The organism is Kluyvera sp. CHPC 1.2972 (assembly GCF_036759925.1).
In the GTDB taxonomy this organism is placed as follows: Bacteria; Pseudomonadota; Gammaproteobacteria; order Enterobacterales; family Enterobacteriaceae; genus Kluyvera.
This window is the reverse complement of record NZ_JAPKIB010000002.1, coordinates 30,587-45,114: the sequence shown is the minus strand read 5'-3', so window position 1 is coordinate 45,114 and position 14,528 is coordinate 30,587. Positions and strand designations below refer to the sequence as shown.

Below are 14,528 nucleotides of genomic sequence, written 5' to 3'. Positions count from 1 at the left end.
AATTCGGCATTACGTAAACGTTAAACTTGTTAAAAAGGAAATGACATGTCCGGAGTTGAAGCGGTTTTTTTCGACTGTGACGGTACGCTGGTAGACAGCGAAGTGATCTGTTCACGGGCCTACGTCCATATGTTCAAAACATTTGGTATCACGCTCGATCTGGAAGAGATTTTTAAACGTTTCAAGGGCGTAAAGCTCTACGAGATTATCGACATCATTAACGATGAACACGGCACCCGGCTGGAAAAAGCCGAGTTAGAACCGGTTTACCGCGCCGAGGTCGCACGCCTTTTCGACACCGAGCTGGAGGTGATTGCCGGAGCGAATGCGTTGCTGGACGCGGTTAGCGTACCGATGTGCGTGGTGTCGAATGGCCCGGTCAGCAAAATGCAGCATTCGCTCGGCAAGCTGGAGATGTTGCACCATTTCCCGGATAAGCTGTTCAGCGGTTACGATATCCAGCGCTGGAAGCCGGACCCGGCGCTGATGCACCATGCGGCGAAAGCGATGAACGTGAACGTGGAGAAGTGCATTCTGGTGGATGACTCCAGCGCGGGCGCCCAGTCGGGGATTGATGCGGGTATGGAGGTGTTTTACTTCTGCGCCGACCCACACAACAAGCCGATTGTTCATCCGAAGGTGACGACGTTTACCGATCTGGCGGAACTGCCAGCGCTGTGGAAGGCACGCGGCTGGGATATTACGCGATAACGGTGTCGGCCTACGCGCTTTTGTCATTGGCGGGTAGCCCGGGCGAGGCATTTATGCCGACACCGGGGCGGCTCGGAGCCCATTCCCGGCGTCGCGTTCGCTCGGCCGAGCTACGAATGGTTGCTGTAGGCCGGATAAGGCGCGAAGCGCCGCCATCCGGCATCTCCGCAAGGTCAGGCGAGCGCCGACGCGGCGGCTTTATCCGCAATCACCGTTAATGACGGATGAAGCTGCAACACCGACGCAGGAACCGTTTCGCTTACCGGGCCTTCAAGCACTTGCTTAAGCGCCTGCGCTTTCCCCTCGCCGTTGACGATCAGGATGAGGTTCCTCGCCGCCATAATACTTTTCGGCCCCATGGTGACGTAGCTGTCCGGCGCTAGCGAATAATCCCCGCCCAGCTCGCCATGCACCACCAGGTCGACCATTTTGCCCACAATCGGGACTTCGGTCGTCAGATCGTGGAAATGCGTCGTACCGGGAAGATTACCGCAAAAATGGCTGTCGGCCCCCAACCCCATCAGCACCAGATCCAAACCGCCATCGCGGGCAATTTTACCGTCATGATCCCGGTAGTTATCGAGCGTCAACTGCTGGATATTGTCTTCGTTAATACCTGCCGGAGTAAAAAATAGTTTTCGCAGGTTGGTGATGGTCACGCCATCCCCCGGCTTACCGCGAAACGGGATCTCATCAAAATTATAAAAAAAGCAGTGTGAATACCATGGTTTGCCCTGTACCGCCTCGGTGACGTACTGATACATCAGCTTTGGCGTATTACCCGCGGTAATAGCCAAATTCACCCTTCGTGATTGCGACATGTAGCCCAACAGATGCTGCGCGGCAACCCGGCTCATCTCGGCATAATCTTCCGTTACGATTAATTTCATCTCATCCATTCCTTGAGGTTTAAACGGGGCCAGCGGTCTGGCCCCAGCGCAGGGGTTACGGTTTAAAAATTTTCTGCACAAACTCAGCATAGGCCGGACGCCAGACGTCCATTTCATGATTCAGGCCCGGGTATTCGTGATATTCAAAGTGGATCTTTTGTTTCTCCAGTTCGGCCTTCAGCCCGGCGATATCTTTACCGGTCACGGCGTCCTTATCGCCGACGACCACCGTGAAGTTACGCAGCTGTTTATTGATAACCTGCGGGTCTTTGAAGCGCGCGCTGACGCCTTCATCCGGCACCGTGGTGGTGGTGACGCCGCTAAAGGTCGCCAGCCAGCCGAAGCTCTCCAGATGATTCATTCCGGAGACCAGCGCCTGATAGCCACCTTGTGACAGCCCGGCCAGTGCGCGACCATCGGCATCATTGCGCACGTTAAAACGTTGGTCGATCAGCGGGATAATGTCGTGCATCAGCTCGCTATCGGCCGCTTTGGCGTTGAGCGGATAAAACGACTTACGCCGATCCTGCGGGACAAAATCTTCCGCCACGACGCCTTTGGCATCCGTTTCGGTGTCCGGCACCACCACCAGCATCGGCGTAATTTTGCCCTCCGCCAGTAGGTTATCCATGATCTGCGGAATGCGTCCCTGATCGATAGCCGAACGCCCGGTATCGCCAAAGCCGTGGTAGAAATAGAGTACTGGCAACGGTTTTCCCTGGCCGTTGTAGCCCGGCGGCGTCCAGACGTACATCTGCCGTTCGGATTTCAAGGCGCTGGAGTGATAGGTCACAGCGATCAGATCGCCATGCGGAACCGCCTTCACGTCCAGAATACTGCCGGGCACAAGGATCATGCTGCTGTTGACCTGCCGCTGCGGCTTGGGCATCGCCGTGCCGGTATCGATACTGCGCACGCCATCAACGTTGAAAAAGTATTCGTACAGATTGGATTTCATCACCGGGCCACGCCAGCTCCAGACGCCAGCGCTGTCTTTCACCATCGGGTGAATCGACTCGGGCGACGGTACCCCCACCACCACCGAAACGCTTTTCGCCGTTGGGGCAAAGAAGCGCCAGGTCACGCTGTTATCGGCATTCACCTGGGTGACGTACTGATTCACCGGTATCGTCGGGTCCGGGCTGGCGGGAAGGTCAGCGGCAAAACTGATATTCGTCATCAACGCGCTGACCATCGCCACGGATAAATAAACTGCTTTTAATTTCATCACCATCGTCCTTTCGTTATGTTCGTCTTACCACCAGATTTCGGCCTGAGCGCCGACGGCGAATTGATCGTTCTTACCATCTTCAAAAACGCTATCGGTATTATTCGCGGCTTTATCCAGTTCGGTATCCGTCGCTTTAATATAGGTGGCGTAAAAGCGGATTTCCGGGCGAGAAGTCAACATACTGGTATTGACTTTAAAGGTATGGAAGAGCGTGGTTTTGTAGCCGGATTCGTTGTATTTCTTACCTTTCACATCTTTGTTTTGCTGAGTAAAGTAACCCAGCTCAACGCCTGTCTGGTTATATTGATCCCAAATATAGGCCGGACGAACCACCGCGCGGATAGATTCAAAATCGGTGTGCGCGCCGGTTTCATAGCTGTACACATCGTTACCGAATGAATAGACCAGCGCGTTAGCGACAATAAAATGATCGCCAACATAAGTTTCGCCCTGCGATGTTAAGCGCACGGCGGTGCCGTTGGTGTGATCGCCATAATATCTACCGTTAAAGGTAGTAAATGGGCTGGAGCCCGCGTAGCGCGAGAAGCTGCTGGCAATGGAGTTATTCGCCATCAGCGCCGAGAATTCGTTAAAGCCGCCGTTATCGAATTTCTGCGTCAGCGTGGTGCCAAACATCCAGGTATCTTTCCACTGATAGAAATCGTTGTTGTCCTCATTATATTTTTCCGATGAGCTCTGGTTAGCCGCGACATAGCGCCCGGAGAGCATCAGCGTGGCTTTATCCCACAGCGGCAGATCTTTGTAGCGAATATCCAGGGTGTTGGTGTTGATCTGCTGCTTATTTTCCAGCGCGCGGTCGTAGTCGTCGACATCCTCGCGCACCAGCGCGATATCAAATTTACCCGGACCCACCTGCCAGTTTTCCAGGCCGACGCCCGCCGCCGCGTCGGTACGCTGCGTTTTCCAGTCGAGCATCTGTATTTCAATCTTCGGCGCACCGTGTTTACCGACCCAGAAATCCGCCTCCGGCGCGAACGGCAGGAAGCCCTGAGTGGTGACGTACATATCGGAGAACTGCATGTAGTTTTCACCACCAGCGTTATCGCCGAACCAGCCGGTGGAGTACTGCTGACCGACGTTACCGTCCATCATCACAATCGCATCAACGCGTTTGTTGCCTTCGTTATACACGCGCTGCTTTAGCTGTAGATCGAACCAGCCGCTGTATTCGTTACCCAAACGACCCAGCGAGCCAATGGCCCAGGATTTCGGCGAACCATGAGAGGCGGTCCCCCAACCTGAACGATAATAACCGTTATAGCTAAAGCCAATTTCATCCTTCACAAACTGGCTAAAGTCTTTCATTGTCATCGACGAATACACCGCCTCACTACCGTCGCCGTTCGGCGCGGAAGTTTTCACCAGCACCGCATCAGGTTTAGCCGTGCTCTTCACTACCGGAGCCGTGGCGGCTGGCGCCGCGGTGAGGGCAATATCGCGCTGGCGTTCTTCATCCTGATATTTTTTCAGTTCCTTTTGCGTATCTTTTAACGCCTGCTCAAGCTGCTCAAGGCGCTGCTCGACGGTTAATGATTGGGCGTAAGCCTGAAATGAATAAGAGAGTGGCACCATCAATAAAATGGCAGAGGTAATCAGATTCTTTTTAAACATAATATCCCTTTATATAATTAATAATTAAAATAACGGCCCGTAAAATTCAGACAATAGGTGTCCACTGAAGCGAGGTATCACTTCAGTGGTGGTATATAATTGGGCTACTGGATAACGGAGAGCAGCGGCTCCTGAATATTCACGATTGCCATATTTAACGGCAGGACATCGGTATAATCATCGCTATTACTGATTAATACCGGCGTGGTTAAATCGAATCCGGCAGCGGCAATAGCGTCGGCATCAAACGTTAGCAAACGATCGCCCACCGCCACGTCATCGCCAATTTGCACATGCGCGGTAAAATATTGTCCATTGAGTTTTACCGTATCGATGCCCACGTGAATCAACACCTCAACGCCATCGCTGGACTCAATACCGATAGCGTGCAGCGTCGCAAACAGCGAAGCCACCCGTCCTTTCACCGGCGAGCATACCTCGCCAAGCGTCGGGAGAATCGCCACGCCTTTACCCAGCAGCCCACTGGCAAAGGTGGTATCGGTAACTTCTGACAGCAAAACCACGCTCCCGGCCAGCGGCGCGGCAATGGTTTTCTGGTTTACCCGCTGAGCGACAGGACGCTCTGGCGCGACCGCCGCTGTAGCCGGGATATTTTTCCGGCTCAGCGCCAGGCTAAATATCATCGTGCCCGCAAACGCGCCGGCAATGGCAATGGTTGCGCCAATCACGCACGCCCAAACGGTAAAGTCGATGCCGCCCGGTGGAATGGTCTGCATAAAGGTGAAAATACTGGGGATGCCGAAGGAGTAGACCTTGGTCTGCGCAAAACCAATCACCCCGGCACCGATGGCGCCGCTGACGCAGGCGATAATAAAGGGGTATTTTCGCGGCAGATTGACGCCGTACACCGCCGGTTCGGTAATACCAAACAGCCCGGTCAGCGCCGCAGAGCCCGCGACCACTTTTTTCTGCCCGTCGCGTTCACACAAAAAGATGGCCAGCGCCGCCCCAACCTGCGCCATGATCGCAGGCATCATCAGCGGCAGCATGGTGTCGTAGCCCAGTACGGTGAAGTTGTTGATGCACAGCGGCACTAACCCCCAGTGCAGGCCAAACATCACAAAAATCTGCCACAGCCCGCCCATCACCGCACCGGCAAACCAGGGCGCAGCATGGTAGAGATAGAGATACCCCGCCGCAATCAGCTCACTCACCCAGGTCGATAGCGGGCCAACCACCAGGAAGGTGACCGGAATAATCACCGCCATGCACAGCAGCGGGGTGAAGAAGTTCTTAATTGCCGAAGGAAGCCAGGCATTCAGCTTTTTCTCCATCAGGCTGCAAAGCCAGGCGGAAAAAATAATCGGGATCACCGATGAGGAATAATTGATAAAGGTGATGGGCAGGCCGAGAAAGTGCAGCACCGTCGCATCTGGCGTCTGTGCGCTCTCAAAGGCACGCAGAATGAGCGGGTGTACCAGCGCGCCGCCGATCACCATGGTCAAATACGGGCTGCCACCAAAGCGCTTGCCGGCGGTATAGCCGAGAATTATCGGGAAAAAGTAGAACAGTGAATCGCTGGCGCTGAACAGCAGCAGATAAGTGCCGCTTTGAGCGGTTGTCCACTGGCAGACCAGCGCCACGGCCAGCAGCCCTTTCAGGATACCCGTTGCCGCCAGCAGACCTATAAGCGGCGTAAAGATCCCGGAAATGATATAGACAAAGCGACTTAGCAGGCTGTCTTTGGCACCGTCTTCCGGCGCTGCCTGCGTTTCGCTATTAAAACCAATCAGCGCGTTAACGGCGTTGAAAACGTCCGCAACATGGTTACCAATAACCACCTGAAACTGTCCGCCGCTCTCCACCACCATAATAATGCCCGGCGTGTTTTTCAGCGCCTCGGCCTGCGCTTTATCGTGGTTTTTTAGCTTAAAGCGCAGACGCGTGGCGCAATGCATCAGACTGATGATATTGTCCCTGCCCCCAACTCCAGCCACAATTTTTTTGGCTAATTCCGTCATGTGTGATCCTCAACCGCGATGCGGCAATCAAAAAAAAACCTGAAGAAAATTACCCACCTCCCGGAGGTAATCTTCTTCAGGTTTTGCCCGCCGAAGCGGTAACAATGCTGAAGTTAAACCAGCGATATACGATTAATGGTCTTTGCGAACCCGCTCAATATTGATCGCCAGAAACATAATCTCTTCCGACGTGGTTTCCCGCTGATGCTGCTGGCGGATAAACGCGGCGATTCGTTCCGCGCACTCCCAGGCGGCAAAATAGTTCTGCTTAACCGCCTGCTGTAATTCCGGGTTTTCATCGCTCACCGAGGCGTGCTCAATAATGCGATAGGCAAAGAATTTTAGATGCGTCACCAGCCGCTGGTAGCTCAGGCTCTCTTCCTGATAGTTAATGGCAAACTGGAACTTAATCAGCTGCAGCATTTCCCGCATCAACTGAGTGATCTCTTTGACATCCTCCATGCTGCCGCGCATCTGCGCGCTCACCAGGTGCATGGCGATAAATCCCACTTCATCTTTAGGAAGCCGTACGCCCAGACGTTTGTGAATCACCGCCAGCGCCTCTTCTCCCAGTTGAAACTCCTTTGGATACAGGCGTTTGATATCCCACAGCAGCGCGTTGGGCAGAACGATCCCCTGCCGGACGCGCTCTAGCGCAAACTGGCAGTGGTCGGTGAGCGAAATATAGATGCTGTCCTGTAAGTGACCCAGCCGCTCGCGAGAGCGGGAAATAATAATGTCGCAGGTCGTCATCACCTCCAGCGGAATACGGCTCAACAGCTCGCTTAAGCGCCGGGTTAATTCATGACTGCTTAGGGCATACTCTTTTTCAATACCCTGAGTATTAATGTACTCACCGACCCGTTTCTGAAAACCAATACCCCTACCCATGACAACTTTTTCGCCCTGGTTTTCGTCGGTCACCACCAATACGTTATTATTTAAGACTCTGGCGATCTGCATAATCATCTGTATGACCTTTTTTAAAGACAAAAAAACCCGACGTTGCCAGCGTTAGCTGACGCAATCAGGTTTTGCCTGCGAATGCAGTAACAATCCAGTCATTAAAACAGCGTGAAGTTCGATTTTTATAAAAATTAATTGAGATGGATTTTTGTATTTCAGAGAATCAAATGCAATGGCAGGTGTGACAAACTGTGACTAACATCCCTGATATTATATTTCGTCTATTTTAGGAATTTATAAATATAATTTTGAGGAATGTATATTTGCGATTTTATTAATATTGCCCTCTCCCTGGAGAGAAGAGAGGGCGAAAGGCTTACTCTTTCGGCGCTTTCCCGACCAACAGTTTATCCAGCTCATCGCTATTAACGTGACGGAAATCCTGCCCTTTCACGAAGTAGAAGATGTATTCGCAGATATTCTGGCAACGGTCACCGATTCGTTCAATCGAACGGGCACAGAACAGCGCGGTCAGCACGCTTGGGATCGTGCGCGGGTCTTCCATCATATAAGTCATCAGCTGGCGCACGATGCCCTCATATTCCTGGTCAACTTTCTTGTCTTCACGGTAAATTCGTACCGCTTCGTCCAGATCCATACGCGCAAAGGCGTCCAGCACGTCGTGCAGCATCTGCACGGTGTGGCGGCCCAGTGATTCCAGGCTGACCAGCAGCGGCTGATGCTGATGAGAGAATTTCTCCAGCGCCGTACTACAGATTTTATCAGCCACATCGCCAATACGTTCCAGCTCGGCGATGGTTTTGATAATCGCCATCACCAGACGCAGGTCGCTCGCCGTCGGCTGACGCTTGGCGATAATGCGCACGCAGGCTTCGTCGATCGCCACTTCCATCATGTTGACGTTTTTGTCGCCGTCGATCACGCGTTTTGCCAGTTCGCTGTCCTGGTTATGCATGGCGGTAATGGCATCAGAAAGCTGCTGCTCCACCATACCGCCCATGGTCATCACCTGGGTACGAATGCTTTCCAGTTCAGCGTTGAACTGGCCGGAAATATGTTTATTAAGGTTCAGATTGTCCACAACGCGCTCCTGAATCAACCGTAACGACCGGTGATGTAATCTTCTGTTTGTTTCTTCGCGGGCTTGGTGAACAGATCGTCCGTGTTACTGAACTCAATCAACTCGCCCAGGTACATAAATGCCGTGTGGTCGGAGCAACGTGCAGCCTGCTGCATGTTGTGGGTCACGATAACGACGGTGTAATCCTCTTTCAGCTCGGTAATCAGCTCTTCGATACGCCCGGTGGAGATCGGGTCAAGAGCGGAACACGGCTCATCCAGCAGCAGAACTTCCGGGCGAATCGCGATACCGCGCGCGATGCACAGACGCTGCTGCTGACCACCGGAGAGAGAGTACCCGCTCTGGTGCAGTTTATCCTTGGTTTCGTTCCATAATGCGGCCTTGGTCAAAGCCCACTGCACGCGTTCGTCCATATCGGTGCGAGAGAGCTTTTCAAACAGACGCACGCCGAAGGCGATGTTGTCGTAAATCGACATCGGGAACGGCGTTGGCTTCTGGAACACCATACCCACTTTGGCACGCAGCAGGGCGATATCCTGGGTATTGGTGAGAATATTGTCGCCATCCAGCAGAATTTCACCTTCTGCACGCTGCTCCGGGTACAGTTCAAACATCTTGTTGAAGGTACGCAGCAGCGTCGATTTACCGCAGCCTGACGGGCCGATAAACGCCGTTACCTGGTTTTTGGCGATATCCAGGTTGATGTTCTTCAGGGCATGGAATTTGCCGTAGTAGAAGTTCAGGTCACGTACTGAAATTTTACCCGGAGTTGTGTTCACCATACTCATCTCAATCTCTTCCTCATCCAGCGCCGCCATCGTTGGCCGCGCTGTAAAAAATTAACCGTGTTTCTTCTTCGCGAAAATAACGCGCGCCAGAATGTTCAGCAGCAGTACGCACAGAGTGATAATCAGCACCCCGGCCCAGGCCAGTTGCTGCCACTCAGCAAACGGGCTCATCGCAAATTTAAAGATGGTCACCGGCAGGTTGGCGATGGGCTGCATCATGTCGGTGCTCCAGAACTGGTTGGAGAGCGCGGTAAACAGCAGCGGGGCCGTTTCACCGGCGATACGCGCAATAGCCAGCAGAATACCGGTCATAATCCCGGAGATAGACGCTTTCAGCGTAATCGCAGAGATCATCTTCCATTTCGGCGTGCCCAGCGCGTAGGCTGCTTCACGCAGGCTATCCGGCACCAGTTTCAGCATGTTCTCGGTGGTACGAATAACGATAGGTACCTGCAGCAGCGCCAGCGCAATCACGCCCGCCCAGCCGGAGAAGTGCTGCATCTGCGCCACCACGATGGTGTAGACGAACAGACCGACCACGATGGAGGGTGCGGAGAGCAGAATGTCGTTAATGAAGCGAATCACTTCAGCAAGCCAGGATTTACGCCCGTACTCCGCCAGATAGATGCCCGCCATAATGCCCAGCGGGGTACCGATAACGGTCGACCACAGGATCAGCAGGCCGCTGCCCGCCAGGGCGTTAGCCAGACCACCGCCCGCCGTATTTGGCGGCGGCGTCATTTCGGTAAACAGCGCCAGCGACATACCGTCGATGCCGCGGGTAATGGTCGCCATCAGGATCCACACCAGCCAGAACAGGCCGAAGATCATGGTGGCCATCGATAGCGTCAGCGCAATGCGGTTCTTCATGCGGCGACGCGCCTGCATCTTGCGGCGAGACTCCGCCAGCGCGGCGGTGCTTTGCATTTCCAGCGTCGTCATTAGCGTGCCCCCTCGTTTTTCGCCAGGCGCATAATCATGAACTTCGATGCCGCCAGCACGATAAAGGTAATCGCAAACAGGATAAGACCCAGTTCCATCAACGCGGAGACGTGCAGACCAGATTCCGCTTCGGCGAATTCGTTCGCCAGTGCGGAGGTAATGCTGTTGCCCGGCATATACAGCGATGCGCTGTCGAGCTGGTAGGTGTTACCGATGATAAAGGTTACCGCCATCGTTTCACCCAGCGCGCGGCCCAGGCCGAGCATCACGCCGCCTATGACCCCGTTTTTGGTGAACGGCAGAACGATACGCCAGATAACTTCCCAGGTGGTGCAGCCGATGCCGTAGGCCGACTCTTTCATCATCACCGGGGTTTGTTCGAATACATCACGCATAACGGCGGAGATATACGGGATGATCATGATGGCGAGGATAACCCCAGCCGCCAGGATACCGATACCAAACGCCGGGCCGGAGAACAGCGCACCGACAAACGGGATGTTAGAAAGGATATTGCCGACGGGCTCCTGGAAGTAGGTCGCGAACAGCGGAGCAAAGATAAACAGGCCCCACATGCCGTAAACGATGCTGGGAATCGCCGCCAGCAGTTCAATCGCGATACCTAACGGGCGTTTCAGCCAGTTCGGTGCCAGTTCAGTCAGGAAGAGTGCGATACCGAAGCTCACCGGAACGGCGATCAGCAGCGCGATAAAGGAGGTCACGAGCGTACCGTAAATTGGTACCAGCGCGCCGTAGATGTCGTTAGGCGCATCCCACTCTTTGGTCCACAAGAAGGCGAAGCCGAACTTCTCCATACTAGGCCAGGAGGAGATGATCAGAGAGACGATAATCCCGCCCAACATCAATAGCACAATCAGCGCAGCCAGTCTTACCAGCGCGCTGAATATCATGTCACCCTTTTTACCCGGTGGGTTAAAAGCAGGCTTAGTTGCAGCCATAAATCACTCTTTCCAGTTTAAAATCCGCCACGACGCTTACACGTTGCCCGGCGTTTCCGCCGGGCTACCGTAATCAGTACAGCGCTTTACCGCTGCTATCTTTCACGTTGGTCTTCCATGCAGCACGAACCTGCTCAACCACGCTCTGAGGCAGAGTGGCGTAATCAAGCTCGTTCGCCTGTTTGCCGCCGTTTTTATACGCCCAGTCAAAGAACTTCAGCACTTCAGCACCTTGCTCAGGTTTCTGCTGCTGTTTATGAACCAGGATGAAGGTGGTGGAGGTAATCGGCCACGCGTTGTCACCTTTCTGGTTAGTCAGGTCCTGCGCGAAGGATTTGCTCCAGTCAACGCCTTTAGCGGCGTTCGCAAAGTTGTCTTCAGTCGGGCTAACCGGCTTGCCATCGGCAGAAACCAGTTTGGTGTAAGCCAGGTTGTTCTGCTTAGCGTAAGCATATTCAACGTAACCGATGGAGCCAGGCAGACGCTGTACGAATGCCGCGATACCGTCGTTACCCTTACCGCCCAGACCGGTCGGCCAGTTTACCGTAGAGCCCGCACCAATTTTGGATTTCCACTCTTCGTTCACTTTAGACAGGTAGCTGGTGAACACGAAAGAGGTACCGGAACCATCAGCACGACGCACAACGGCGATGTTCTGAGAAGGCAGCTTAACGCCCGGGTTCAGTTTGGTAATGGCAGCGTCATCCCACTTCTTGATTTTACCCAGGTAGATGTCGCCCAGGGTTTTACCGTCAAGCACCAGCTCGCCGGATTTCAGGCCAGGGATGTTAACAGCCAGAACCACACCGCCGATAACGGTCGGGAACTGGAACAGGCCTTCCTGAGCCAGTTTGTCGTCAGACAGCGGAGCATCAGATGCGCCGAAATCAACGGTGTTAGCGGTAATTTGTTTTACGCCACCGGAGGAGCCGATACCCTGGTAGTTTACTTTGCTACCGGTCTCTTTCTGATAGGTATCTGCCCATTTGGCATACACTGGCGCCGGGAAGGTTGCACCAGCACCCGTCAGGCTTGCTGCTGCAAAAGCAGAGAAAGCGCTCATCGATAAGGTCGCGGCGACAACAGTTGCGACAGTGGTACGCATAACTTTCATAATGTCTCCTGCAAGAATCCGTAAATGATTGTTTAGTGGCTACGAGGAGCAAAATAGGACAATCAGGTGACAGTTATATGTAAGGTTTATTACAGTTTAATGACAACGAAAACCATGCGAAAAACAATATTATTAAATCAATATAAATCAGTACGTTATAAAAATAATTTACAATGAAATTACCGCAAAATTTTCTTTTTATGACAGCGTAAAAGTCACGCTTTATGACAGCTTCTGGTGATAAAAAAAATCCGGCTGTGCCTGAGGCAGAGCCGGATCGTTTTGACTAACCGAACTTATTCGACGGTAACCGACTTCGCCAGGTTACGCGGCTGGTCTACATCGGTGCCTTTGATCAGCGCCACGTGGTAAGCCAGTAGTTGCAGCGGCACGGTGTAGAAAATAGGTGCAATCACCTCTTCTACGTGCGGCATCTCGATGATGTGCATATTGTCGCTGTTGCTGAACGCCGCATCTTTATCAGCAAACACGTACAGCTCACCGCCGCGCGCGCGCACCTCTTCGATGTTGGATTTCAGTTTTTCCAGCAGTTCGTTATTCGGTGCGACGACGATAACCGGCATATCCGCATCGATAAGCGCCAGCGGGCCATGTTTCAGCTCGCCTGCGGCATACGCTTCCGCGTGAATGTAGGAGATCTCTTTGAGCTTCAGCGCACCTTCAAGGGCAATCGGGTACTGATCGCCGCGACCCAGGAACAGCGCGTGATGCTTGTCGGAGAAATCTTCCGCCAGCGCTTCAATGCGTTTGTCCTGAGACAGCATCTGCTCGATGCGGCTTGGCAGCGCCTGCAGCGCATGAACTATCTCATGCTCCACGGACGCATCCGCCCCTTTCAGACGCGCCATCTTCGCCACCAGCATCAGCAGTACCGTCAACTGGGTGGTGAACGCTTTGGTGGACGCCACGCCAATTTCCGCCCCGGCATTGGTCATAATCGCCAGATCGGATTCACGCACCAGCGAGGACCCCGCGACGTTACAAATTGCCAGCGAGCCTAGGTATCCCAGTTCTTTAGTCAGGCGCAGGCCTGCCAGCGTGTCGGCGGTTTCGCCAGACTGCGACAGGGTAATCACCAGGCTGTTCGGGCGGACGGCCGATTTGCGATAGCGGAATTCCGAAGCAATTTCGACATCACACGGCATGCCGGCCAGTGATTCAAACCAGTAGCGCGCGACCATCCCGGAGTTATAGGAGGTGCCGCAGGCGATAATCTGGATATGTTCAACGCGAGAAAGCAGCGCGTCGGCCTGTGGGCCCAGCTCGCTGAGATCCACTTTGCCGTGGCTGATTCGCCCGGTTAAGGTGTTTTTGATGGCGTTCGGCTGTTCGTAGATCTCTTTCTGCATGTAGTGGCGATAGATACCTTTATCGCCCGCGTCATATTGCAGGTTAGATTCGATCTCCTGACGCTTCACGCTGGCACCAGACTTATCGAATACCGCGACCGAACGGCGCGTCACTTCGGCAATATCGCCCTCTTCGAGGAAGATAAAGCGACGGGTGACCGGCAGCAGCGCCAGCTGGTCAGAAGCGATAAAGTTCTCGCCCATGCCGAGGCCGATAACCAGCGGGCTACCGGAACGCGCGGCCAGCAGCGTGCTTGGGTCGCGAGAATCCATAATCACCGTGCCGTAGGCACCTCGCAGCTGCGGGATAGCGCGCAGCACGGCTTCACGCAGGGTACCGCCCTGTTCCATCTCCCAGTGCACCAGGTGAGCGATCACCTCGGTATCGGTCGCTGAAACAAAAACATAGCCACGCGCCTGCAGCATTTCGCGCAGCGGTTCATGGTTTTCGATGATGCCGTTATGCACCACCGCAATGTGGTCAGAAACATGCGGATGCGCGTTGCCTTCCGACGGTTCGCCGTGGGTTGCCCAGCGGGTGTGAGCAATACCGGTGCCGCCCACCAGCGGATGTTCTTCCGCAGCTTGTGACAGCATCTGGACTTTCCCCAGACGACGCAGGCGGGTCATATGACCTTCAGCGTCTACTACGGCCAGACCAGCAGAGTCATAGCCACGGTATTCCAGGCGACGGAGACCTTCGAGAAGGATTTCAGCTACATCACGTTGCGCGACTGCGCCAACAATTCCACACATAGTTTTCTATTCCGATTTTGGCATTATGCCATGCGTTGTCGGTCAACCTGTTGCCCGTATTCTGGGCGCCCCGAGCCTTGTAGAGAGTGGGGTTATTTTTATGGGTACTGCTTTTTGGGCGGGAGATTATGTTATCTCCTCACCC

The 14,528-nt window shown here is 53.8% G+C and carries 12 protein-coding genes; 1 reads left to right on the top strand and 11 read right to left on the bottom strand.

What is annotated here, in order from left to right; genetic code table 11:
* The first annotated feature begins 45 nt into the window (after positions 1 to 45).
* Positions 46 to 711, top strand: coding sequence for a 6-phosphogluconate phosphatase (yieH, locus tag V6944_RS03720; RefSeq protein WP_333497943.1), 666 nt, complete (start codon positions 46 to 48; stop codon positions 709 to 711).
* A gap of 173 nt (positions 712 to 884) precedes the next feature.
* Here the strand turns inward: yieH and V6944_RS03715 are convergent, their stop codons facing one another.
* From V6944_RS03715 to glmS, 11 genes are all read right to left on the bottom strand, one after another.
* Positions 885 to 1,601, bottom strand: a complete 717-nt coding sequence (locus V6944_RS03715; protein WP_333497942.1) for a glucosamine-6-phosphate deaminase — start codon at positions 1,599 to 1,601, stop codon at positions 885 to 887.
* 55 nt (positions 1,602 to 1,656) lie between these two features.
* Complete coding sequence (locus tag V6944_RS03710; protein ID WP_442910720.1) at positions 1,657 to 2,796, bottom strand: alpha/beta hydrolase-fold protein; 1,140 nt, start codon at positions 2,794 to 2,796, stop codon at positions 1,657 to 1,659.
* A 60-nt stretch (positions 2,797 to 2,856) separates the two neighbouring features.
* Positions 2,857 to 4,464: a carbohydrate porin gene (locus V6944_RS03705; RefSeq protein WP_333497940.1), complete on the bottom strand. Its 1,608-nt coding sequence runs from the start codon at positions 4,462 to 4,464 to the stop codon at positions 2,857 to 2,859.
* A 104-nt stretch (positions 4,465 to 4,568) separates the two neighbouring features.
* On the bottom strand, positions 4,569 to 6,446 hold the full coding sequence (gene bglF, locus V6944_RS03700) for a PTS beta-glucoside transporter subunit IIABC (RefSeq protein ID WP_333497939.1): 1,878 nt from the start codon (positions 6,444 to 6,446) through the stop codon (positions 4,569 to 4,571).
* A gap of 132 nt (positions 6,447 to 6,578) precedes the next feature.
* Positions 6,579 to 7,415 (bottom strand): transcriptional antiterminator BglG, encoded by an 837-nt coding sequence (gene bglG, locus V6944_RS03695; RefSeq protein ID WP_333497938.1) that lies wholly within the window; start codon positions 7,413 to 7,415, stop codon positions 6,579 to 6,581.
* Between the two features lie 313 nt (positions 7,416 to 7,728).
* Positions 7,729 to 8,454 carry a phosphate signaling complex protein PhoU gene (phoU, locus tag V6944_RS03690; RefSeq protein ID WP_333497937.1) on the bottom strand — a complete coding sequence of 242 codons (726 nt, stop codon included), beginning with the start codon at positions 8,452 to 8,454 and terminating at the stop codon, positions 7,729 to 7,731.
* 14 nt (positions 8,455 to 8,468) lie between these two features.
* A complete protein-coding gene (gene pstB, locus V6944_RS03685) occupies positions 8,469 to 9,242 on the bottom strand; it encodes a phosphate ABC transporter ATP-binding protein PstB (RefSeq protein ID WP_035893601.1) in 774 nt (257 codons plus the stop codon).
* A 51-nt stretch (positions 9,243 to 9,293) separates the two neighbouring features.
* Complete coding sequence (gene pstA / locus V6944_RS03680) at positions 9,294 to 10,184, bottom strand: phosphate ABC transporter permease PstA (RefSeq protein WP_185668160.1); 891 nt, start codon at positions 10,182 to 10,184, stop codon at positions 9,294 to 9,296.
* Positions 10,184 to 11,143 carry a phosphate ABC transporter permease PstC gene (pstC, locus tag V6944_RS03675; RefSeq protein WP_106930132.1) on the bottom strand — a complete coding sequence of 320 codons (960 nt, stop codon included), beginning with the start codon at positions 11,141 to 11,143 and terminating at the stop codon, positions 10,184 to 10,186. Before pstC ends, pstA begins: the two co-directional genes overlap by 1 nt.
* Positions 11,144 to 11,216: 73 nt before the next feature.
* Complete coding sequence (pstS, locus tag V6944_RS03670) at positions 11,217 to 12,257, bottom strand: phosphate ABC transporter substrate-binding protein PstS (protein ID WP_220440792.1); 1,041 nt, start codon at positions 12,255 to 12,257, stop codon at positions 11,217 to 11,219.
* Positions 12,258 to 12,553: 296 nt separating this feature from the next.
* Complete coding sequence (glmS, locus tag V6944_RS03665; protein ID WP_333497936.1) at positions 12,554 to 14,383, bottom strand: glutamine--fructose-6-phosphate transaminase (isomerizing); 1,830 nt, start codon at positions 14,381 to 14,383, stop codon at positions 12,554 to 12,556.
* Between the last annotated feature and the right edge of the window lie 145 nt (positions 14,384 to 14,528).